The following is a 20,316-nucleotide window of genomic DNA, read 5'->3' on the forward strand; positions in this document are numbered from 1 at the left end:
GAACCGGGAAGCTCAATGCGGTCAAATAGAGGGGCAGGGCCAGTATCTACCGGAGATGAGGTACGCATGAAACGAGATACCAAAATCCGAGTCGTCTCCCTCTTCATCGTCCTTGCCGTGGTGGTTCCTGCCGTGCAGGCCGCCCTCACGGTCGATGCCGGGGGCGACCGCACCGTCCTCGCCGGGGAGCCGGTCACCATCCTCGCTGCCTGCAGCGACACAGAGATCTTCGACGCGATGAACCTCTCGGCCTCCGTCGACTGGAGCACAGGAAGGACCGAGGCGGAGATCGTGCAGGACGACGAGCAGAACGGCACCGTCCGGGCAACCCATACCTACCTCGCCGCGGGCACCTATACGGTCACGGTAGAGGTCGCAAACAACGCGACGGGTGCCGTCGCCTGCGACACCCTGAACGTGACCGTCGCCCCGCAGACGGCGGAGGTGAAGGTCGTCCCGAAGACCCTGAACCAGAAGAGCAACGGTGTCATGACCGTCTTCGTCAGCATCGCGGACTGGCTCGGGTTTGCCGGAGCCGGCAACGCGAATGTGGCGGTATCAGACCCCTCTGAGTTCAGAATCGGGAACGCAACACCGGAGAGGGTTAACTTCTGCATGAAAGACGGCGGCACGCTCATCCTGAAGTACCGGCATCAGGATCTTGATCTCGCTGCCGGCGACGGCAACCTGACGGTGACCGGCGCCGCCATGACAGAGAACGGTACCGTATCGGTCGCCGGCACCGGGGCCGTCTCCGTGATCAATCCAGGCAATGGGAAGGGGGCGAAGTTCGGCAACGGTGACGGGCATGCCCGGGTCGCGCTGGTGAAGGAGAAGGCGAAGAACCAGAAGGAGTTACGCGAAGAGCAGCAGAGATCCAACGGAAAAGCAAACGGACGGGCGCCGTAACGGCGCATCGTGGGGCGAAAGCGCCCCCATTCCTCCTGTTACTATAAAGGTCCGGATCAATTCTCTTATCGGTTTTGACGTCGACCGGTACGTACATGGGGCGGTACGCCAGCGGCGACGTCGTCTTAGCCGCCGTGTGCATCGGGGGAGGGGGCGCGCGGAAGGTGCGCCCGGTGGTGGTCGTTTCTGCAGGAGAGACCGGGAGCCTGCTGATCTGCCCGGTATCGAGCAGTCCGTCCACCGACGGAATCTCGATCCCCCTCTCGCTCGACGACTTCGCCCGGGGCGGGCTCGACCTCTTCACCGAGAGTTACGCTCTCGCCGCCCACGCCGCCACCATCCGGACGGCGGACGTCGTCGGAAAGAAAGGCACGCTCCTGCCGGAGACGCTCGCCGCCGTCCGGGAGGCCATGCCGGGGGTGCAGGAGAAGAGAGGGCGGGGGCGGCGGTGAATAGGTTTCCCAGGGATGCTGTCCTGTTCTTTGCGCTCCCGGACACGGATTTTCACCCAGAACGCACTTGATGCGAGTTGCGACTGTCGGAACGTGCTACGATTTGTTACGTGATGGTTCGCAGAACAGGAGTTTGAGAACTCGAAGAGTTTCGAGGCAGGAGTTCGAGAAGGCTGAAAACCTTCATTATGCGACAAACAAAGCGAGTGGAGCGAGGAAATATCCCGATGCAGTGGACCGTGAGAGTATCGCCGTGGGGGAGGGGCTCAGGGGGGGGCTCGCCCCTCCCCTGAAACCCCTCCCCCAATGGCGATATCCACTTGAAATCCGTGCATGGGACTTGAGACGCCCCAAACCGCGACCCATTTCACGTAGCATCCCGTCAACTCACGCGAAGCCGGGAAGAGCGATGGATGGAACGCCCGGAGCATGAGCACTGTCAAGGTGCGGAGGAGGGCGAAATAATTCCCCGGACTTCGCGGCTTCGCGCTCTTCGCGTGAGGCGGCGATCTGCATCGGGATCCACCTGATACGGTGAAATGCCCACTACGATCCTATGAAACAGTTTTGAGGCCGGAGCAGGCACTTAAAGTTCGTATCGCTTCAAAAACTCCCGGATCTTCCGCGACTCCATCCATTCCCGGTCGAGCTCGCCGATCTGCACATTGATCCGCCGGACCTGCTCCCGGAGTTTCTCCGCGACCGCTTCGTCGTCGAGGAGATCCGCGACCCCCATGATCACCTGGAGCGGGTGGCGGACGTGGTCGGCAAGGATGGCGAACTGAGCGATATTCCGCTCGGTCATATCGAACGCCTGCTCCCGGAGCCGCTCGTGCAGGATCCGCTCGGAGATATCCCTGCCGATCACCTGGAATCCCACGATCGCCTTCTTCTCGATGATCGGCGACTCGTTCAGTTCCAGTATGGCGGTCTCCCCGTTCTTTCGCCGAACCTCAATCTGGAGCCCTTCGACCTGCTCGCCCCGGAGAACTCTCCGCCGCCCCTCTTTCCAGACCAGAAGGCTCGTCGGGAGGATGTAATCCTCCCAATCAGTTCCCACCATCTCTTCGGGGGAATACCCGAGTATCCGCTCCATCGCCGGCGAGATGTAGTTCAGCCCGTCGTCCCGGTATGACGTGACGATGAGGTCGAAACTTCGCTGGGCAATCCCCCGGAACTTCTCCTCGCTCTCCTCGAGCGCCGCTTCCACCTGCAGCCGTTCGATGATCCGGCCGAGCCGCTTCGTGATGGAGTCGAGCAGCATCTGCTCTTCCGGCAGGAACGGCCCTTTGCCGCCCTCCGGGACCTCCGCGAGGTACCGCACCTCGACCTCACCGACCAGTTCGCCGTGGACGGCGATCAGGCTCTTCTGTTTCCAGGGGGAATCCACCGGATCGCCCCGATAGTAATCCCGGCCGTCGACGGTGATCCGCACCCCGGTACTGTCCGGGTATTGCCATCCCATGGGGAGGGTATCGGCAACCGCCTGCAGGAGTTTCTCGAGCGTCATCCCGGGCGTCTCGACGAGGTGCGCGATGGTGTAGAGGCACCGGAGTTCGTCCATCCGTTTCTTCAGTTCGTGCGTCTTCTCCCGGAGCGCCTCCTCCACCCGGTTCTGCTCGGTCACGTCGAAGGCCGTCCCGGTAACGCCGACAATCGTCCCGTCAGCATCCCGAAACGGCTTGAGCGTCAGATCGCGGACACGTCGCTTGCCTGCGATGGTGAACGTCACCGCAGCCCGCACGGTCTTTCCCGTCTCAAGAACCCGCCGCTTGAGCGCGGTAAGGTGCTCGGCATCCTCGGGAAAAGCATCCTCTTCGCGCATGCCGATGATGGACGCGTCCGTGGACCCCAGCTGCTGGTTGTACGACCAGATGTAGCGGAGTTCTTCATCCTGCACGAAGACGACCACCGGGGACCCTTCGAGCGCGGCCCTGAAGTGATGCGCATTCAGATCCGCAGTGGCGTCCCGGATCTTGATGAGCCGCTGCCCGGTCGCGGCGAAAGCCTGTTTGCTTGATATCGAGATCCAGCGCCGGGTGCCGTCGTGGGTCCGGGTACGGCAGAGAAGAGGAGGCAGGTCCGCGCCGTTTTCAAGGACACGATGGAGCAGCTGCACGGAGTCCTCGTCTTCGATGATCGGCAGGAAGTACGTGTCGAGGAGAGAACCGAACTCCATCCCGATGGCGTTCGTCTGCCGGATGCCGAGGGTTCGTGCGAGGGCGGGGTTGTACCACCTGACCTTCCGGTCGTCGCCTATCACAAGAAGTCCATCTTCGAGAGCATTGAGCACCGCACGATGGAAGGGTGCCCGATCCTGATGCGAGTCCGTCATACCTCACCGGCATCAAAATATGGTCGCTGTAGTGGTTGTGCTCCGGGGACATTAAAAAGATTGCTATCTTGTCATCAGGTGAAACCCGGGTTTTTTCCGACCTCCCGGACAATTTAGCGACATCTCCGGGTTGCCGGGGAAGCAGACAGAAAGCCCGGAGAGGTGGGCTACCAAGGTATAAATATCGCCGGCAGGCCATAGCCGGAGCTCATGATGACGGATGCCGAGTCCATCGAGATCTTCTCCGTGATCCGGGAGCGCCGGAGCGTCAGGAACTACACCGACCGGGACGTCCCGGACGCGGCCCTGAGGGCGATCATCGCTGCGGGCATCCAGGCCCCGACCGCCCTCGGGCTTCAGCCCTGGCGGTTCGTGATCGTCAAAGACCGTGCTCTGATGCAGCGGGTGTCCGATTACTGCAAACCGATCCTCATCGAGAGGATCGGAGCAGAGGGCGGAACAGGGATGGAGGAGTTTCTCGCGGCGCTCAAGAACCCCGGGTTCAACATCTTCTACAACGCCCCGGTGCTGGTCCTGGTTCTCGGCGCCCAAAATGCCATATCGAGTTTCCTCGACTGCGCGCTCTGCGCGGAGAACATGATGCTTGCCGCCTGGGCGCTCGGTATCGGCAGTTGCTGGATCGGTTCGGCGGCTCTCGTCCAGGAGAACCCCGACCTTCTTACGGCGCTGAAGGTTCCGGACGATCACCAGATCGTGGCGCCGCTGGTCTTCGGTTATCCGGCCCCTCTCTCACCGAAACCGGTGCGCCGGGAGCCCCGGATAGACTGGGTCCCCTGACCGTACCCCCTTCACCCGGAGGCAGTGCACGCGACCGCTTCCGCGGGAACGATCGGGAGCGTGATCCGCCGCTGGTTCCGGACAATCGTCACGGTTGCGGGTTCTGCGATAGGCCAGGCGGCAAGGAACCGGTGCAGGTCGTCGACACAGGTTACGCAGGTCTCGTTGATCGCGATGATCCTGTCCCCCGGCCTGAGTCCGGCCCTCCCGGCGGGGCTGGCCCGGTTCACCGAGACGACCTCGACCGCCTGGTTCGCGGCGAGGCCGAGCGCTGCAACGAGGTGCTGCGGGAGCGGTTGCGACTGGCCGGCGATACCAAGGTAGCCGCGCCGCACCCTGCCGTCGGCGACCAGCTGCGGGAGAACCCACGAGGCGGTGTTCGAGGGGATCGAGAAGCAGATGCCCTGGGCCATCGGGATGATGGCCGTGTTGATCCCGATGACCCGGCCACGGGAGTCCACCAGCGGGCCGCCGGAGTTACCGGGGTTCAAGGGAGCGGTGTGCTGGATGATGTTCTCGATCAGGCGGCCGTCCCGGCTCCGGAACGCCCTCCCGAGAGCGCTCAGGACGCCCGTCGAGACGGTCGAGTCGAAGCCGAGTGGGTTGCCGATGGCTATCGCGAGCTGGCCGACCGCGAGCGCCCCGGAGTCGCCGAACGACGCGTAGGGGAGATCCGCCGTCCCGGCGCGGAGCACGGCAAGGTCGGTTGCCGGGTCGGCCCCGACCAGGCGTGCGGGGAGAGCGGTCCCGTCCGCCGTGCAGATCTCGATCCTCCCCGCTCCCTGCACCACGTGGTTATTGGTCAGGATGTAGCCCTCCGGCGATACGGCCACGCCCGATCCTGCTCCCACCTGCTCGCCGCGCCACCCGGGAGAGTTCTTCCCCACGACCACGCTCACGACCGCGGGGCCCACGGACTCGACGACCCGGACGACGGCGCGGGAGTAAGCGTCGAGGAGGTCGGCATCGGACTCCCCGGAATTGGGGCTTGCAGCGTGCCTTTCCTGAACGGATTTCTGAGAAGAATCTCCGGTATGCTGGAAGAGTCTGTGCCCAATATTATCCATCGTAGTTTATAATTCACAACCAATAGTAATGTACTTTCCGCACGGGTCTACGGAGCAACGCTACCCCGGTTGCGCGGGGTCGGTTTTTACCCGGGCGCGCGGAAACCTTCCTGCCGCAAAAGCCAAATAGGCTCAATCTCTATTGCCCCCCATGCTCGGAACGGCTGCAATCGAAGTGGAGGGTGTGAGAGTCGACGTGCGCCCGACGGATCTCAGGCGAATTCCGCAGGCCGGCGAGGCCTACGAGATCGTGGAGATCGCGACCGATCGGGGAACGACCGTCTGCCGCTACTACGAAGCGCAGGGAGCCCGGAGCGGCGTCGTCATGGTGGGCGGAACCGGCGGCGGATTCGACACCCCGGCACGGGGACTCTACCCGCGGCTGGCACAGGACCTTCCGAACGACCGGATCAGTGCGCTCCGGGTGCAGTACCGGCACCCGACCGACCTCGTGGAATCGGTCTTCGACACCGTCCTCGGGCTACGCTACCTCGAGAGCCGGGGCGTCGCAGCCGCCGGGGTGGTCGGGCACTCGCTCGGGGGAGCAGTAGCGATCCAGGCGGCGGCGAACGTCCCGGCGGTCAGGGTCGTCGTCGCCATTGCCACCCGGTCCGCCGGGACGGAACCGGTCGCCGCCCTCGCCGGCCGTGCGGCGATCCTCCTGGTGCACGGGGACGCTGACCCGGTCCTCTCCCATACCTCCTCGGAGGAGGTCTACCGGCGTGCCGGTGAACCCAGGCGGCTGATCATCTACGAAGGTGCGGGGCACACCCTCGACGAGACGGCCGGGAGCCTCTACGTCGAGGTGAAGGCGTGGCTCCTCAAGCACCTCCCGGGGACGCTTGTCTGACCGATGCATCAAGGTATCGCCGCGCATTGCAGGGATCGTCGCTTGAGAACCCGTCGACGCCGAGCCGGAGCGCCTCAAGGATATCGTCCTCCGTGGTTAAGAGCCAGGGAACGACGAGCAGCCCGGCCGTGTGCGCCTCATCCACCAGCTCGTGCGAGACCCGATCCCACCTCGGAAGGAGGAGATCGGCCTGCACCGAGCGGGCGAGTCCGACGGGATCGACGATCTCCTCAGAGTAGATGAGACCCGCCGGAGTTCCAGGGAGGAGCCTCTTTACCGTCGCAACGCTCTCAGAGTAAAACGAGACCAGAAAGAGCCGTTTTGGCATCATCTCCATGAGCGCCGAGACGACGATCGCCTCCGTCCCGGGCTCCTTGATCTCCACGACAAGCCCCGTAACGTTGCGGACGAGGTCGAGAACCTCCCCCAGGGTAGGAATTTTCTCCCCCTCCCCGGCGTCCAGTCTCGTTAAGTCCTCAATGGTATACCCCTTGACCGGCCCGGTCCCGTTCGTCGTCCGGTCGACGGTCGCGTCGTGGATTGCGACTAAAATACCGTCCCGCGTGAGGCGCAGGTCGACCTCGACGAGATCGGCGCACGCCATACCCCTTCGGAGAGCGCTCAGGGTGTTCTCCGGCCCGAGAGCCCTTGCCCCCCGGTGTCCGATGATGAGCATGGCGGTGCCATGCACTCGGGACCGGATATAGATGATGGGGATCGGGGCCGGAGTAGCCTCAACGTTCGCGCCGAACAGAAAGCGTTACTTGATCCTTCCGAACTCCCGGCTCACGTCCGTCGCCGACTGGTATGACTTATCCTGGAACCTGCCGAGCGCCTCGATCACGGACTCCGGTGCATTGTTCTTCCTGGCATGGTCGATCAGGTCCTGCTTTCCAGCAGGGTAGTCCATGCCCTTGAGGTGGCTCTGGAGTGCGGATGCGCTCAGTTCCTCAAACGACCCTTCGGCATGGACCGCCGCCTGGCCTCCCCGGTGTCCGCCCTTCACGGACGGTCTCTCTTCTTCCGGCATCTTCAATCACCTACCTGTCGTGCACCTGCATGCAGATGCACGGCCCCTGCAGGGCACCACCCGACTAAACGGTTTCGGTGGTCGGGACGGGAGTGAGTTCGGCAGGTGCCGGAGACGGCACCTGCGTAAAAGTTGTTATTTCTGCTGGATCTTGCTGAACTCAGACTTAATGTCTTCTACGTCTTTGTACTGCCTGTCTTCAAACTGGTTGAGCGCATCGATGACGATCTGGGGCGCGTCGGTTCCCTTCGCGCGGTCGATAAGGTCGCTCTTCGATGCGGGAAAGTTTAATCCCGAGGTGCTCACCTCGATGATCTGCGGGTCGAGTTCCTGTATGGTCCCGGCGACTGAGGACTGCCCGCCCATGCCGGATTCCTGCGTGCCTCTCATATCTTTCATCACCTGGTCTTTGTTCCCTTCCGGGAGCGCTTCCGGAGAGGAAGCATTGTCATAAATACCTATCGTCTTCGCGGCAGAAGTAGAAGAATCGCGCTTTATCCGCCGGAACGACAGGGTTCTTGCGGCGATGTCGGGCAAACCGCATATGGCGGAAGTCCTCGCCCCGGGATGAGGGGGAGACAGGCGCCCCATGGCACCCCACAGCAGGAACGCGGGCATTATCCCCATCACGATCCCGTCATCGCTCCGCCGGCCGGATCGACCCTTCAGAAAGGCCAAATCACAAATAGAGAACAGATCCATCCTGCCGTATTACGGGACGGCTGCTCGCCACCGCGGGATATTTTTATCCCCGGAGATGGATTCGACCGTATCCGCTGCAAACGCCCTCCACGCCGCGCTCTCCGGGGTTCCAGCAACACTTAAGTATCAGGGGGAGGGGGAAGATGGGGTATGCCACCTGCACCCGATATCAGGATCCCTCTCGATGTGCCCTCCGAGGAGCAGGAGAGGTACCGGGAGAATTACCGGAGAATCACGCACGGTACCGGGAGGCTGATGCTCTTTGCCGGGGATCAGAAAGTCGAGCACCTCAACGACGATTTCTACGGCGAAGGCATCCACCCCGACGACGCCGATCCCGAACACCTCTTCCGGATCGCGAGCCGGGCGAGGATCGGGGTTTTTGCGACGCAACTCGGGATGATCGCCCGCTACGGCGAAGATTACCGGGACGTGCCGTACCTCGTCAAACTCAACTCCAAGACCCACCTGGTCAAAACCGCCCAGCGCGATCCGCTCAGTTCGGAACTCCATCTCGTCCGGCAGGTCGTCGACCTCCGCGACCGGACGGGGCTTTCGATCCTCGGCGTCGGCTACACGATCTACCTCGGGAGCGAGTACGAACCGATGATGCTCTACCAGGCGGCGCAGATCGTCAACAACGCGCACGCCAACGGCCTTATCACCGTGCTCTGGATGTACCCCCGGGGCAAGGCGGTCAAGGACGAACGCGACCCGCACCTGGTCGCGGGCGCGGCGGGCGTCGCGGCGGCCCTCGGGAGCGATTTCGTGAAGGTGAACCCGCCGAAGGCGGGCGGATCGATCGACGCCGCGCTGCTCCGGGAGGCGGTGGCGGCCGCAGGCAGGACGGGCGTCGTCTGTGCAGGCGGGTCGCATGCCGATATGCATGAGTTCCTGCAGCAGCTCCACGACCAGATCCACGTCGGCGGCACGGTCGGGAACGCGACCGGCAGGAACATCCACCAGCGGCCGCTCGACGAGGCGGTCCGGTTCTGCAACGCGATATCGGCGATCACCCTCGACGATGCGAGCGTGGAGGAGGCAAATAAGATCTGCATGGGAGGCAGGTGCTAGGATGACGACGGTCGGCATCCTCACCGGGGGAGGAGACTGCCCGGGCCTGAACGCGGTGATCCGGGCGGTCGTGCGGACGGGGGCGAAACACGGGTTCGACGCAATCGGGATCCGGGACGGATGGCTCGGGCTGGTCGCCGGGAACGTCGAGCCGCTCACCGACTACTCGGTGACGGGGATCCTCCCGAAGGGCGGGACGATCCTCGGGACGTCGCGGACGAACCCCTTCAAGAACGAGGCCGATCTCCAGCGGCTGCGCGACAATATCAGGAAGTTCGGGCTCGACGCGATCGTTGCGATCGGGGGCGAGGATACCCTCGGCGTCGCGAACAAACTCTCGAAGATGGGCATCCCGGTCGTCGGGGTTCCGAAGACCATCGACAACGATGTCGGCGGGACCGACTACACTTTCGGGTTCGACACCGCGGTTTCCATCGTCACTGAGGCGATCGACCGCCTTCACACCACGGCGGAGTCGCACCACCGGATCATGGTGGTGGAGGTGATGGGGCGGCACGCCGGGTGGATCGCGACCGTGGCCGGAATCGCTGGTGGAGCCGACGAGATCCTCATTCCGGAGATCCCGTTCGACCTCGACGAGGTCACCCACCATCTCCGGGTGCGCTACGAGCGGGGGAAGAAGTTCAGCATCGTCGTGGTCGCCGAAGGCGCCCAGCCGAAGGGAATGGCGGAGGCGATCGCGCAGTCCGCCCGGAAGGACGAGTTCGGCCACGTGACGCTTGGCGGTGTCGGGAACTACCTGCGCGACGAACTCGAAAAGCGGCTCGATATGGAGGTGCGGGTGACGGTGCTCGGGCACATCCAGCGCGGCGGGTCGCCGACGGCGCACGACCGGGTGCTCGCGACCCGGTTCGGGGTGGCGGCGGCGGATCTCATCAGGGATCAGGACTTCGGAAAGATGGTCGCGCTCCGGGGGAATGATATCGTCGCGGTTCCGCTCGAGGAGGCGGTGGCGAACCTCAAGACGGTGGATATGGATCTCTACAAGATCGCGAGCATCTTTTATGGAGGGTGACGGGGGCTCTCGTTAGAACCCCGCCCCACCATTAGCCTCCTCTACCTTAAAACTCCGTCGCGCAACCGCGCCGGCAACCCCCCCGGCGGTTCCGAGGAGGGTGAAGAAGTATACCAGGGCGATCGCGACCATCCCCTCAAACGTCTCGGCGAACCCGAAATCGTGCAACGCGGTCCAGAGCAATGGAATGAAGAAGAGGAGGCCGGCTCCAAAGAGTGCCGCGACAAAACCGGCTTTTAGACCATCTTTTGGCCTGCCCCCGGAGGCATACCCCGCGATGAATCCGCCGGCAAGCGGAGCGGCCATGACCAGCAGACCGGATACGAAGACCAAGCCGGTGATGATGGCCAGCAGACCGGGTGCGAGGGCCAGACCGACGATGACGACCGTGCCGACGGCGATCCCGTGCCGCCCGCCAGCCCCGGCGGCGCCATCTCTCCGAAGAGCGCTACGCACTGCTCTTCCCGCTGCCCCGCCGATGGCGTTGTAGGGGAGGAGGAGCCCCGTGAAGATCAGGGCGTAGAACGCAAAGGTTGACAGGACCGAAGGGTCTTGCGCCGCGAGGCTCGTGAAAGTCGCCGCGAGCAGCGCCACGATCACCCCGCAGACGGCACCGGCAACCGCGCCGTCCCGGACCCTTCCCCGGGTGAGGAGCCCGGTGACGAGTCCTCCGCCAAAGAGGAACGCCACCGTCATCACCGGGTCCGGGAGGAGACCCGACCGACCGAGAAGAAAGAGACCACCGCCTGCCAGCGCTCCCGGGATCACCCCGGAAAAGCGGCGAGCGGCGAATGAAACCATGAGAGGCTCTCACCGCGCCGCGCGATAGCCTTTCCGATTTGTCTCCGACCGGCCGTAGGCTTATGGGGTGGTGCAGTGGCAAACCACAAGACGGCGGGTATGGACCTCTATAAGATCGCGAGCATCTTCTACGAGGGGGAAAAGAGCTTCCCCTTAATCCTCAGGCCCTCTCAAGTTCCTGTCCTGCTCTTTCCCAAAACTCGCCCGCACGACCGCACCGGCAACCCCGGCGGCGGTCCCGAGGAGTGGGAAAAGCAGTCCCAGCGCGACCGCGGCCATCCCCGCGAGCCCGGCGACGAACCCCGTGGTATGCGATGCCGTCCAGAGGAATGGAATCAAGAAGAGGCCGGTCCCGAAGAGCCCCGCGACAAGCCCGGCCTCAAGGCCATCCTCCGGTCTCGGCCCGGCAGAGTACCCCGCGATGAATCCGCCGGCGAGCGGAGGGCCCAGGATCAGCGGGCCGAGAAAGGCGATGACGAAAGACGAACCGCCGATGACGCCCGTGCCGATTCCTATCCCGACCCACCGGGCCCGCTCGCCCGCCCCAGAAGTGCCGTCTCTCCGGACCCCGTTTCGCACCGCTGTTCCCGCCGCCCCGCCGACGGCGTTGTAGGGGAGAAGAAGTGCCGTGAGGATCAGAGCGTAGAAGCCGAAGGTCATCCAGGGCGGGGGATACTGCGGACTGCTCTCTACCAGACTCATGAGGGTTATTGCGGAGGCTATGAGCAGCGCCACGATCACCCCGCAGACGGCACCGGCAACGGCGCCGTCCCTGATTGAACCCGGGGTGAGGAGCCCGGCGACGAGTCCCCCGCCAAAGAGGAACGTCACCGTCACAACCGGGTCGGGGAAGAACTCCAGCCGGCCGAGGAGCAAAACCGCACCGATCGCCACCGCTCCCACAACCGCGCCGATAAAGCGTTCGCCGACGGCACAGAGCTCCATGCGGGGAACTCGTCCCGCCATACGTTATCCTTTCTGGTTTGCCCCGGCGCCGGAGCACAGGTATTATACGGCAGAAAGGTATGGAACTGCAACGGAGACCCGGCACAAGACCGGAGTGCGCTCCCCGACAGGACACATACCATGAGCATTGCAGACTGTTGCCGGCGCACCGTCGCCTTCACCCGGGATATCATGCGCCAGCCGGTGACGGCGAAGAGCGAACTCGGGTTCTCCGACCTCGCCTTCTTCCTCCGGTTCGCCCGGCCGATCCGGAACGTGGGCGTTCTGGCCCTCGCGGCGACCGTTCTCGTCTCAGCGGCAAAGACCGTGCTCCCGCTCAGCATCAAGTTCTTCATCGACAACATTCTGCTCGGCGGGACGGAGGCCCCCGACTCCCTCCTCGCAGGGGCCGGCGGGATCCTCTCGTCGCTCGACACCCTCATCGCCGCTCTCCTGGTGCTCGGGCTCTTCACCGGCGGCATGGATCTGTTGCGGAACTACTGGACCGCCCGGTTCCGGGAAGGTTACGCCTTCAACCTCCAGACCGCCCTCGTCGAGCACGTCCTGAGTTTCCCGATCTCGTACTTCAAGTCGCAGCAGACCGGTTACATCATGTCCCGCCTCTCCGACGACGTCCAGATCCTGCAGTACACCGTCTCCCAGTATCTCCCCCTGATCGTCGCAAACGGCCTCTACGTCGCCTTCACCCTCGCCATCCTCTGCATCCTGAGTCTGAAACTCACCCTCGTCGTCGCTGCCTTCATCCCGCTCTACCTCCTCGTCAACGCCGTCTTCATCCGGCGGATCCGCGCCGCCACCCACCGGGAGCGCGAACGGCAGGCCTACGTCTCCCGCGACATCCAGGAGGTGATCTCCGGCATCGACACGGTAAAGACGCACGCCGCGGAGGAGCGGGAGGTTCACCGGGTCTCCGGAACGCTTGCACGGATGGTCGATGCCCGGATCAGAACCACGATGCTCTCGGCGTTCTCGGAGTACTTCAGGATCGGCACGATGTCGCTCATGCTGATCGCCGTCTTCTGGGTCGGCGGGAACGAGGTGCTTGCCGGCGGCATGACCGTCGGGGACTTCGTCGCGTTCGCGGTCTACGTTGTGACGTTCGCCCCCACCGTCAACACCTTCTTCGCCTTCCCGGTCGTCATGCAGCCCGCGGCGACGTCCGCCTCCCGCCTGCGCGACCTCTTCTCGATGCACGGCGAGCCGTCCGGCGGCGGGGTCGTGCCCGCCGTGGTGCAGGGCAGGATAGAGTTCTCCGGTGTCCGGTTCGGGTATACGGAGTCGGAACCGGTTCTCGCGGACGTGACCTTCGTCGCCCATCCCGGCGAGGTAGTCGCCGTCGTCGGGCGGACCGGCGCCGGGAAGACGACGCTTGCGAACCTGATCCTCCGGGCGTTCGCGCCGCAGGAAGGCACGATCACCCTCGACGGCCGCGATCTCGCGTCGCTCGATCCGAGGTGGCTGCGGCGGCAGGTATCGCTCGTCTCGCAGGATCTCTTCCTCTTCCACACCACCATCGAGGAGAATATCCGCTACAGCAGGCCCGAGGCAACCTTCGAGGAGGTCGTCAAAGCCGCACGGAAAGCGCAAATCCACGACGAGATCATGGGGTTCCCGGACGGATACCGGACGATCGTCGGGGAGCGCGGGACGCAGCTCTCCGTCGGTCAACGGCAGCGGGTCGCCATCGCACGGGCGTTTCTCAAAGACGCGCCCATCCTCATCCTCGACGAACCCACGTCCGCGCTCGACATGCAGACCGAGGAGCAGATCTGCCGGACGTTGCGGCTTCTCGTCCGGAACAGGACGACCATCCTCATCACCCACCGCCCGTCGCTCCTGACGCTTGCCGACCGAGTCCTCGCGGTCGAAGGCGGGCGGGTGCGGGAAGAGCAGTGGACGGGTCTCCCGCCGGGGCACGGTTCCGGCCGCATACACCGCCCCGGCCAATCCGCGGCCACGTGATCCGCCGGGCCGCAGGATTATGAGATACGGCGACACACCCCAATGTCATGGAGCATAAGGCAGGATGCCTGATCTGCGGCCGGGATCTGGTGTATGGCGAGAAGCCCCGCGACCTTGCGTGCGCTGTCTGCGGGGAGGTCATGAGCACCGCAGTCGCCTGCGAAGCCGGGCACTTCGTCTGCGACCGGTGCCACGGTCTGGAGGCGCTCGACCTCATCGAACAGTTCTGCATCGCAACGGATATCGAGGATCCGCTTGCCATCGCCTGTATCCTGATGCGGTATCCGGCGGTGAGGATGCACGGGCCGGAGCACCATTTTCTCGTGCCCGCATCCCTCATCGCCGCCTACTGCAACCACCAGGGGGAGCCGGGGAGAAAAGGAGACCTGCTCAGACAGGCTCGCACGAGGGCCGGCGTGGTTCCGGGAGGGGCCTGCGGAACCCACGGCACCTGCGGGGCGGCGGTCGGCACCGGCATCTTCGTGAGCCTGATCACCGGGTCAACGCCCTTAAAAAAGCAGGAATGGTCGCTTGCTAACCAGATGACCGCACGGAGCCTGATGACGATAGCCCGGCACGGCGGCCCCCGGTGCTGCAAACGCGACTCGTGGCTTGCCATCCGCGCCGCGATCACGTTCCTTGCCGAGCGGTTCGGGGTGAACCTCCCGGTAGCAGAAGCGGTGCGGTGTGAGTTTGGCGATATCAACCGCGAATGCCTGCGGGAGGAGTGCCCCTTCCACGCCGGCTACCCGACCGGGTGACCCGCGGCCCGGAGAGCGGTTACGATGATAAGGTAGCCGGAAACGGTTCCGATAAGCGTCGCTATGACGGCGATGAGCCCGTCACCCCAGTGAGTGCGGCTCCACCACCCCGCTGCGCTGCCGATGAGGAAAGAGGCGAAGAGAATGAGGAACTCCTGCCGGTCCAGCGTTGTCATGATCCGGAGAGTTATCGGCGCTCTCTGGCCATTATCGTTTGCCCCACCCCGAACAGCAGAGATATAACCGAGCGGCATCATTGTTATAAAAAAATGTTCGTCGCCTGCCACCTCTTCCTCGGCCTGGTCCTGGGCCTCGCCTTCGCCGGACGCCTGGACGACCGGCGGCTCATCGGCTTCTCTGCGCTCGGGGCCGTCCTCCCCGACCTGATCGATAAACCGGTCGGTCACCTTATTCTTGCAGGGTCCCTCAATTCCGGGCGGCTCTTCGGGCACGGGCTGCTCTTTCTCATGCTCCTCACTGTTGCGGGCATCACCCTGTATCGGAGACACGAATCCATTGCGCTCCTTGCCGTCGCAGCGGGAGCACTCTCCCACCAGATTCTCGACGCGATGTGGGCGATCCCCGTCACCTGGTACTTCCCGCTCCTCGGCCCGTACGAGCCCTACGAGTTCACCGACTACTTCGGCGGCGCCATCTTTGCCGAGGTTTCTTCGCTCTCCGAATGGATATTCCTCGCGGCATCGGCCGGGATCGCTCTCGCCGCCTGCCGGAGCTCCGGTTCCGGCATATCCAGGTTCGCCGCGGCACTCGTCCGCGTCTCCGTTCCGCTCCTCGGAATCCTTGCCCTCGTCTCACTCCTCGCCTGGGCGGCCGGCAGCCCGGAGAGCATCCTGATGGCCGGGGCAGGGCCGGAGGATTACCTGCTGCTCGCAGTGGTGGCGGCAGTCGGGGTTGTCGGGGCGATACGGCACCGGGATTACCTGTACGCCGGGTAGAGGCGTCAGTCAAGCCGGGTGATCGTGGTGATGCTGCCCGGCACCGTCCTCTCCACCCGGAGCGCCGGCCTCCCGGCCGGTTTGATCTCGACGGCAAACGTCCGGTACGCTATGCAATCCGACTTGATATCCGGCGAGACGTTCAGTATGAACTGCTCCCCGGGCTCGAGAAGGTGATCGGAATCGGCGTTGAACCGCTCCTGGACGCTCCAGCGCCCGAGTATGGGAACCACGTCGACAAGGGGCTCGTTCTGGTCGATGATCGCCCTGTTTGCGGAACCGATCAGGCGGACGGATATCGTGGTGATGTCAATCGGTTCGCTGCCTGCGGTGAGACCGACCGGGATGATGATGGCGTCTATCCGTTCAAGATTGCCGCTGACGCCGTATACGCCGCCGATCACGGTGAGGCTCGACCCCGCTTCCTGGATGCCGCGGTGAACGGTGGATCGGCTCGCCTCCGAGAAGACGATGCCCGCCCCCAGAACGACGTACGCAAAGACGGCTGCAACGACGACAAATGCGATGAGCACGATCGCAGCCTCGAGTCCGGTGAACCCGGCGTCAGAAGAGTTCGACGTAGACATTCTTCCCAATACCCGCGGGAACGTTTCTGGTCAGCGCAGCGGTCTCTCCCCCTCCGGCGGTCATCTGGAGGGTGAACGTATCTCCGCGTCCGATCTTCACGCTTCCCACCATCAGCTTCACCGTGACGACCTCGCCCGCCTCAAGGAGGGGTCCGCCGTCTTTGGGATACCGCCAGGTGACGGTTACGCGGGGATCGCCGGGAGGGAACGTAACGAGGGTCTTCTTCGTGGCGATGGTGTAGGTCATGCGCCCCGTATCGATGACGGCGAGATCGGTCGCAGTCTCGAGATCGAACTCCATGAACTCGATGAGACCCTGATCGTTATCCAGCTTGACGATGACCGACTGTCCCGGACGGAGGGCGGATCCGGCTTCGCCGAGAGCGGCATACATCGTCTCCTGGCTCTTCTGCGACGTGGTCATGCCCACCCCGAGAACGACGTACGCGAAGACCGCAGCGACGACGATAAAGGCGATGAAGACGATCGCCGCCTCAAGTCCGGTGAACGCCCGATCGTCCCAGTCTTCCCGGGGCATATGAATGCGGGTTGGTCGCGCTTCGATTAAAAGATGCTGATTTTTCCTGCAGGCCGCCTTCCATCGATTCCGGGCGTTCGTATCCCCAAAACAGGCCCTCGCCGGAGAACCTATTTATACCATGGCTATTTATGGAGGTAGCAGAATGACATCAGAAACCACCGTAGACACTCTCATCGGGTCGCTGGATCCCCGCACCATCCCGCTGGATTTAAAGGGCGCCTATCTCTGGGCATTTCTCGCCCTTGCGGGCATCTACGCCCCAATCATCAGCGAGAGTCTCCTTCGCGTGGTCTTCGTCCTGCCGTTCATCCTCTTCATCCCCGGCTACCTCCTGACCGCGGCACTCTTCCCGGCAAGAGGCGACCTCGACGGAATAGAACGTGTTGCCCTCTCGATAGGGCTTTCCATAGCAATCGTGCCGCTCTTCGGCTTCGCGCTCAACTACACGCCCTGGGGCATCCGGCTTGACTCCATCGCCGTCACCCTCCTGGTATTCGGTCTCGCCGTCGGCTTCACCGCCCAGTTCCGACGCCGAGAGCTTCCGGAAGAGAGCCGTTTTGCGGTTCCTTTCGCCACGTACCGGACTTCGATACGGGAGGAGTTCTCCGGCGGTTCCGCATCCCGATTCGACCGGATTTTGAGCGTCGCCCTCATCGCCGCCGTCCTCGTGGCCGCGGCAACGACTGTCTTCATCATCGCGGTCCCGAAAGAGGGCGAGAAGTTTACCGAGTTCTACATCCTCGGGCCGCGAGGAAAAGCGGCCGATTACCCGACCGAGTTCATGTCCGGGACGCCGCAGACGGTCATCATCGGGATCGGGAACCACGAATACCGGGATATCACCTACACGGTGGAGACGTTTGCCGTAGAGAGCAGGTTCAATAACGCGACGAATCAGTCGACGATCGTCTCGGCGACGCTCCTTGACCGGTTCTCCGTCACGGTGCCGCACAACCAGACCGTCGAGCAGCCCTACTCCTTCCGGATCATGGATCCGGATACGAACCGGATCGAGTTCCTCCTCTTTGCCGGGACACCGCCCGACAACATCCCCAAGAACAATCTCACCGACGCCGGTTACCGCAACCTGCACCTCTGGCTGCGGGTGCACTGACCGGGAACGGGAGCGGTGAGCTCCGTGTCGGGTCACGGGAGGCGGTATATCCCATGATCCCGGCTACATCCCTCACCCGGATCTTTTGAGATTTTATATTTTCAGTAAAATACAGCACAGAAAATCAGTTATTGAATTGCTGAACACAGAGGGTCTTTTTCCAAATGTTTAAATTTCCAAACAGTATATGGTTCATCGAGGTACAAGAATGAAAAGCGGGATTCTGGTCGCCTCCCTTCTGCTCATGGCGGTTATTGTAGCTCCGGCCGGGGCATTCACCACAGACAACCTTCTGATAGCCGTGGACGAGGACGGGAGCGCAAGTATCACAATTAACTACACCCTCTCGTGGATCGAGACTATCGCCGTCTTCTTCAAGATCGCCGATCCGGCACAGGAACTGAAGTCCGCGCTCGAGGATGCGCTGGGGGTTCCCGTAACGGTGACCTCGGCCGAGAGCGACAACGTTGCGTTCTCTGTCCGGGAGTTCGCGGAGATCGACGGCACCGATAGAGATCGGGTCTACTCGACACCGGGACTCGACTTCGCCGGGGCGCAGGAAGTGATCGACAGTTACTGGTTTGCATCGCTGGTCGAGACCGACCTCTCCCCGGGCCAGACGGTGGTCCGGTTCCCGGACGGCCACGAGGAGACCTTCTCCGACCAGAGCGCACTTCCACCCCTCTCCCATACGGTTGAGTGAAACCCCCTCTCTTCTCTTTTCTGCACCAGTACTTCGCTAAAACGGTTGAGGTGATCTTCAAGAGGTCAAACCATCGACCTCCCTTCGCAACCTAACGGTTGCTCAAACTCCGGATGTTCCATCCATCGTCCTTCGCGTTCTTCGCGACTTCGCGTGAGTTAATGGGTGAAGATAGTAATATGGCCTCACGCGAAGAGCGCGAAGTCCGGTGCCCGGGTGCTGCCGATCCCGTTGCAGGTCGCTATGCGAGGCTGCAGTGATCGATTTCAGATGCCGAAATTAGCGAAGTACTGCGCACACAACCCCTCTTCATCAGCGTCCCGGATACGGAACCCGGACAGAGGGATAATGCGGGCCTATCGATTGTCGGTGGTGTACTGTCGGCACCGCAGCTAACCGGTCGCAACCTACCAAAAAAAGAAGGGGGAGATCTTACTCGAAGATGTTGAAGATCTGGTCGCTGCCGGTGTCGGCGAGGCGCTTGCGTTCGGTCTGCTCCTCGACGAGCGCGAGCACCGGGAGCTCCATGTCCACACCCGGGGTGTGGCCGAACATCTCCTCAAGATCGACCTGCAGAGCGTGCATGAAGAGCGCGTTCGGGATATCCATCGCGCAGTTCTCCTCGCACTGGCCGCAGTTGATACACGAGTCCGAGATGTGGGCGTACCGGATCAGGTGGAACATGAAGGGCGGCGGAACCTGACCGGGCTCGACCAGGTATGCTTTCTTCGTGCTGCACTCGACGCAGTAGCAGATCGGGCAGTTCTCGATGCAGGCGTAGCACTTGATACACCGGCTCGTCGCGTCCATAATCTTTTTCAGGCGGTCCTTGCCCTCGCCGAGGCCCTCGAAATCTTTCGCCCGCCACTTGTCGCCGAGCTTCAGCATCGCGTTCTCGACCTTGCCGCGGATCTCGATACCCTTCGGGTTCGCGGCTTCGGTCTTGAGAACTCCTGCCTTCAGAGCGCCGTCGAGGAGGTTTGCGCCCTTCTCGGAGCAGACCTCGACGAAGGTTGCCTTGCCGGCCTTATCCCCGATGACGCCCCAGTTGCCGCAGGCGAGATCCGCCTGGCGCGGGATCTTCATCTTGCAGCGGCGGCAGTTCGACCGGCGGCCGTAGCCTGCCTCTTCGAGTTCGTCCATCGAGATGCCCTTGTGCTGGCCGTCCTTCGTGACGATGATGAACTGGCCCTTGTCGATCTCTTCCTTGACGACGTCGTCGGGGTCGACCTCGAACTTCTCGGCGATCATCTTCCGGGCCAGGACCGGACTGACGGATCCGCCGCAGTTGAGACCGATCAGGAGGACGTTGTCCAGGTTGATCTGGTTGCGCTTCGCGAGCTCGTAGAGACCCATCGCGTCGCAGCCTTTCACCGGCATGGCGATCCGCATGTTCTCGGCGCCCTCCAGGTACTTCTTGAGCAGTTTCGAGAGCAGGAGCGTTCCGCAGTGGAGCGAGCCGGCCGTCTGTGCGATCTCGGCCGGGTCGGTGATGAGCACAGGCACGGCATCGTAGAGATCCTGTCCCTTCTTTACGGCAAGGACAGCGTCCACCATGCCGGACTTAAGCGCGTGCGTCAGCAGAGCGGTGACCGCTCCACCGCACTCGCCCTTCTCCTGGCAGGCGGCATCAGCTGCCCATGCGTAGACCATATCGCCTTTTGCAGCCATG

Annotated in this window: 22 protein-coding genes; 11 read left to right on the forward strand and 11 right to left on the reverse strand. The window is 63.1% G+C overall.

The window, feature by feature from the left end; translation table 11 throughout:
• Positions 1-66: 66 nt before the first annotated feature.
• Positions 67-909: a PKD domain-containing protein gene (locus MchiMG62_RS07905; protein ID WP_244987634.1), complete on the forward strand. Its 843-nt coding sequence runs from the start codon at positions 67-69 to the stop codon at positions 907-909.
• Positions 910-1,004: 95 nt separating this feature from the next.
• Positions 1,005-1,361, forward strand: coding sequence for a type II toxin-antitoxin system PemK/MazF family toxin (locus tag MchiMG62_RS07910; RefSeq protein ID WP_221056490.1), 357 nt, complete (start codon positions 1,005-1,007; stop codon positions 1,359-1,361).
• A gap of 586 nt (positions 1,362-1,947) precedes the next feature.
• On the opposite strand, the gene MchiMG62_RS07915 is transcribed toward MchiMG62_RS07910, so the two are convergent.
• A complete protein-coding gene (locus MchiMG62_RS07915) occupies positions 1,948-3,696 on the reverse strand; it encodes a PAS domain-containing protein (RefSeq protein ID WP_221056491.1) in 1,749 nt (582 codons plus the stop codon).
• A 210-nt stretch (positions 3,697-3,906) separates the two neighbouring features.
• Here MchiMG62_RS07915 and MchiMG62_RS07920 point away from each other — a divergent pair, with 210 nt between their 5' ends.
• Positions 3,907-4,494 carry a nitroreductase family protein gene (locus tag MchiMG62_RS07920; RefSeq protein ID WP_244987635.1) on the forward strand — a complete coding sequence of 196 codons (588 nt, stop codon included), beginning with the start codon at positions 3,907-3,909 and terminating at the stop codon, positions 4,492-4,494.
• Positions 4,495-4,505: 11 nt separating this feature from the next.
• On the opposite strand, the gene MchiMG62_RS07925 is transcribed toward MchiMG62_RS07920, so the two are convergent.
• Positions 4,506-5,561, reverse strand: coding sequence for a S1C family serine protease (locus MchiMG62_RS07925; protein WP_221056492.1), 1,056 nt, complete (start codon positions 5,559-5,561; stop codon positions 4,506-4,508).
• Positions 5,562-5,712: 151 nt separating this feature from the next.
• On the opposite strand from MchiMG62_RS07925, the gene MchiMG62_RS07930 reads away from it, so the two are divergent.
• Complete coding sequence (locus MchiMG62_RS07930) at positions 5,713-6,411, forward strand: alpha/beta hydrolase (RefSeq protein ID WP_221056493.1); 699 nt, start codon at positions 5,713-5,715, stop codon at positions 6,409-6,411.
• On the opposite strand, the gene MchiMG62_RS07935 is transcribed toward MchiMG62_RS07930, so the two are convergent.
• From MchiMG62_RS07935 to MchiMG62_RS07945, 3 genes are all read right to left on the reverse strand, one after another.
• A complete protein-coding gene (locus MchiMG62_RS07935; protein ID WP_221056494.1) occupies positions 6,383-7,087 on the reverse strand; it encodes a glycerophosphodiester phosphodiesterase in 705 nt (234 codons plus the stop codon). The two genes, MchiMG62_RS07930 and MchiMG62_RS07935, sit on opposite strands and share 29 nt — an antisense overlap.
• Before the next feature lie 84 nt (positions 7,088-7,171).
• Complete coding sequence (locus tag MchiMG62_RS07940; RefSeq protein WP_221056495.1) at positions 7,172-7,441, reverse strand: DUF2795 domain-containing protein; 270 nt, start codon at positions 7,439-7,441, stop codon at positions 7,172-7,174.
• Between the two features lie 135 nt (positions 7,442-7,576).
• Positions 7,577-7,831 (reverse strand): DUF2795 domain-containing protein, encoded by a 255-nt coding sequence (locus tag MchiMG62_RS07945; RefSeq protein ID WP_221056496.1) that lies wholly within the window; start codon positions 7,829-7,831, stop codon positions 7,577-7,579.
• Positions 7,832-8,293: 462 nt separating this feature from the next.
• Between MchiMG62_RS07945 and MchiMG62_RS07950 the strand changes: the two genes are divergently transcribed.
• Both MchiMG62_RS07950 and MchiMG62_RS07955 read left to right on the forward strand, forming a co-directional pair.
• The gene (locus MchiMG62_RS07950) at positions 8,294-9,217 is read left to right on the forward strand and encodes a beta/alpha barrel domain-containing protein (RefSeq protein ID WP_221056497.1); all 924 of its coding nucleotides are present in this window, start codon (positions 8,294-8,296) and stop codon (positions 9,215-9,217) included.
• Position 9,218: 1 nt separating this feature from the next.
• Positions 9,219-10,253, forward strand: coding sequence for a 6-phosphofructokinase (locus MchiMG62_RS07955; RefSeq protein WP_221056498.1), 1,035 nt, complete (start codon positions 9,219-9,221; stop codon positions 10,251-10,253).
• A 12-nt stretch (positions 10,254-10,265) separates the two neighbouring features.
• On the opposite strand, the gene MchiMG62_RS07960 is transcribed toward MchiMG62_RS07955, so the two are convergent.
• Together MchiMG62_RS07960 and MchiMG62_RS07965 are read right to left on the reverse strand one after the other, a co-directional pair.
• On the reverse strand, positions 10,266-11,054 hold the full coding sequence (locus MchiMG62_RS07960) for a hypothetical protein (RefSeq protein WP_221056499.1): 789 nt from the start codon (positions 11,052-11,054) through the stop codon (positions 10,266-10,268).
• A gap of 153 nt (positions 11,055-11,207) precedes the next feature.
• Entirely contained in the window at positions 11,208-12,020 is an 813-nt protein-coding gene (locus MchiMG62_RS07965; RefSeq protein ID WP_244987636.1) for a hypothetical protein, read from the reverse strand.
• A gap of 120 nt (positions 12,021-12,140) precedes the next feature.
• Between MchiMG62_RS07965 and MchiMG62_RS07970 the strand changes: the two genes are divergently transcribed.
• Entirely contained in the window at positions 12,141-13,982 is a 1,842-nt protein-coding gene (locus tag MchiMG62_RS07970; protein WP_221056500.1) for an ABC transporter ATP-binding protein, read from the forward strand.
• Positions 13,983-14,029: 47 nt separating this feature from the next.
• On the forward strand, positions 14,030-14,743 hold the full coding sequence (locus MchiMG62_RS07975) for a DUF5714 domain-containing protein (RefSeq protein ID WP_221056501.1): 714 nt from the start codon (positions 14,030-14,032) through the stop codon (positions 14,741-14,743).
• On the opposite strand, the gene MchiMG62_RS07980 is transcribed toward MchiMG62_RS07975, so the two are convergent.
• Positions 14,728-14,919 (reverse strand): hypothetical protein, encoded by a 192-nt coding sequence (locus MchiMG62_RS07980; protein WP_221056502.1) that lies wholly within the window; start codon positions 14,917-14,919, stop codon positions 14,728-14,730. The two genes, MchiMG62_RS07975 and MchiMG62_RS07980, sit on opposite strands and share 16 nt — an antisense overlap.
• A gap of 93 nt (positions 14,920-15,012) precedes the next feature.
• On the opposite strand from MchiMG62_RS07980, the gene MchiMG62_RS07985 reads away from it, so the two are divergent.
• On the forward strand, positions 15,013-15,699 hold the full coding sequence (locus MchiMG62_RS07985; protein WP_221056503.1) for a metal-dependent hydrolase: 687 nt from the start codon (positions 15,013-15,015) through the stop codon (positions 15,697-15,699).
• A 5-nt stretch (positions 15,700-15,704) separates the two neighbouring features.
• On the opposite strand, the gene MchiMG62_RS07990 is transcribed toward MchiMG62_RS07985, so the two are convergent.
• Together MchiMG62_RS07990 and MchiMG62_RS07995 are read right to left on the reverse strand one after the other, a co-directional pair.
• Entirely contained in the window at positions 15,705-16,286 is a 582-nt protein-coding gene (locus MchiMG62_RS07990) for a flagellin (protein ID WP_221056504.1), read from the reverse strand.
• Positions 16,264-16,824: an archaellin family protein gene (locus tag MchiMG62_RS07995; RefSeq protein ID WP_221056505.1), complete on the reverse strand. Its 561-nt coding sequence runs from the start codon at positions 16,822-16,824 to the stop codon at positions 16,264-16,266. The genes MchiMG62_RS07990 and MchiMG62_RS07995 overlap by 23 nt, the downstream gene beginning before the upstream one ends.
• Before the next feature lie 145 nt (positions 16,825-16,969).
• On the opposite strand from MchiMG62_RS07995, the gene MchiMG62_RS08000 reads away from it, so the two are divergent.
• On the forward strand, positions 16,970-17,941 hold the full coding sequence (locus MchiMG62_RS08000) for a DUF1616 domain-containing protein (protein ID WP_221056506.1): 972 nt from the start codon (positions 16,970-16,972) through the stop codon (positions 17,939-17,941).
• A 208-nt stretch (positions 17,942-18,149) separates the two neighbouring features.
• On the forward strand, positions 18,150-18,644 hold the full coding sequence (locus tag MchiMG62_RS08005; protein WP_221056507.1) for a hypothetical protein: 495 nt from the start codon (positions 18,150-18,152) through the stop codon (positions 18,642-18,644).
• Positions 18,645-19,076: 432 nt separating this feature from the next.
• On the opposite strand, the gene MchiMG62_RS08010 is transcribed toward MchiMG62_RS08005, so the two are convergent.
• A complete protein-coding gene (locus tag MchiMG62_RS08010) occupies positions 19,077-20,315 on the reverse strand; it encodes a Coenzyme F420 hydrogenase/dehydrogenase, beta subunit C-terminal domain (protein WP_221056508.1) in 1,239 nt (412 codons plus the stop codon).
• Position 20,316: the final 1 nt, after the last annotated feature.

It is taken from the genome of Methanoculleus chikugoensis (assembly GCF_019669965.1).
Taxonomy (GTDB): domain Archaea; phylum Halobacteriota; class Methanomicrobia; order Methanomicrobiales; family Methanoculleaceae; genus Methanoculleus; species Methanoculleus chikugoensis.

Bases quoted from the DNA above. Each gene is read 5' to 3' on its own strand.
- MchiMG62_RS07980 (WP_221056502.1), bottom strand. From the start codon at position 14,919: ATGACAACGCTGGACCGGCAGGAGTTCCTCATTCTCTTCGCCTCTTTC.
- MchiMG62_RS08000 (WP_221056506.1), top strand. From the start codon at position 16,970: ATGACATCAGAAACCACCGTAGACACTCTCATCGGGTCGCTGGATCCC.
- MchiMG62_RS07940 (WP_221056495.1), bottom strand. From the start codon at position 7,441: ATGCCGGAAGAAGAGAGACCGTCCGTGAAGGGCGGACACCGGGGAGGC.
- MchiMG62_RS07995 (WP_221056505.1), bottom strand. From the start codon at position 16,824: ATGCCCCGGGAAGACTGGGACGATCGGGCGTTCACCGGACTTGAGGCG.
- MchiMG62_RS08005 (WP_221056507.1), top strand. From the start codon at position 18,150: ATGAAAAGCGGGATTCTGGTCGCCTCCCTTCTGCTCATGGCGGTTATT.
- MchiMG62_RS07960 (WP_221056499.1), bottom strand. From the start codon at position 11,054: ATGGTTTCATTCGCCGCTCGCCGCTTTTCCGGGGTGATCCCGGGAGCG.
- MchiMG62_RS07975 (WP_221056501.1), top strand. From the start codon at position 14,030: ATGGAGCATAAGGCAGGATGCCTGATCTGCGGCCGGGATCTGGTGTAT.
- MchiMG62_RS07925 (WP_221056492.1), bottom strand. From the start codon at position 5,561: ATGGATAATATTGGGCACAGACTCTTCCAGCATACCGGAGATTCTTCT.
- MchiMG62_RS07945 (WP_221056496.1), bottom strand. From the start codon at position 7,831: ATGAGAGGCACGCAGGAATCCGGCATGGGCGGGCAGTCCTCAGTCGCC.
- MchiMG62_RS07905 (WP_244987634.1), top strand. From the start codon at position 67: ATGAAACGAGATACCAAAATCCGAGTCGTCTCCCTCTTCATCGTCCTT.
- MchiMG62_RS07965 (WP_244987636.1), bottom strand. From the start codon at position 12,020: ATGGCGGGACGAGTTCCCCGCATGGAGCTCTGTGCCGTCGGCGAACGC.
- MchiMG62_RS07950 (WP_221056497.1), top strand. From the start codon at position 8,294: ATGCCACCTGCACCCGATATCAGGATCCCTCTCGATGTGCCCTCCGAG.
- MchiMG62_RS07955 (WP_221056498.1), top strand. From the start codon at position 9,219: ATGACGACGGTCGGCATCCTCACCGGGGGAGGAGACTGCCCGGGCCTG.
- MchiMG62_RS07985 (WP_221056503.1), top strand. From the start codon at position 15,013: ATGTTCGTCGCCTGCCACCTCTTCCTCGGCCTGGTCCTGGGCCTCGCC.
- MchiMG62_RS08010 (WP_221056508.1), bottom strand. From the start codon at position 20,315: ATGGCTGCAAAAGGCGATATGGTCTACGCATGGGCAGCTGATGCCGCC.
- MchiMG62_RS07930 (WP_221056493.1), top strand. From the start codon at position 5,713: ATGCTCGGAACGGCTGCAATCGAAGTGGAGGGTGTGAGAGTCGACGTG.
- MchiMG62_RS07990 (WP_221056504.1), bottom strand. From the start codon at position 16,286: ATGTCTACGTCGAACTCTTCTGACGCCGGGTTCACCGGACTCGAGGCT.
- MchiMG62_RS07920 (WP_244987635.1), top strand. From the start codon at position 3,907: ATGATGACGGATGCCGAGTCCATCGAGATCTTCTCCGTGATCCGGGAG.
- MchiMG62_RS07915 (WP_221056491.1), bottom strand. From the start codon at position 3,696: ATGACGGACTCGCATCAGGATCGGGCACCCTTCCATCGTGCGGTGCTC.
- MchiMG62_RS07935 (WP_221056494.1), bottom strand. From the start codon at position 7,087: ATGCTCATCATCGGACACCGGGGGGCAAGGGCTCTCGGGCCGGAGAAC.
- MchiMG62_RS07910 (WP_221056490.1), top strand. From the start codon at position 1,005: ATGGGGCGGTACGCCAGCGGCGACGTCGTCTTAGCCGCCGTGTGCATC.
- MchiMG62_RS07970 (WP_221056500.1), top strand. From the start codon at position 12,141: ATGAGCATTGCAGACTGTTGCCGGCGCACCGTCGCCTTCACCCGGGAT.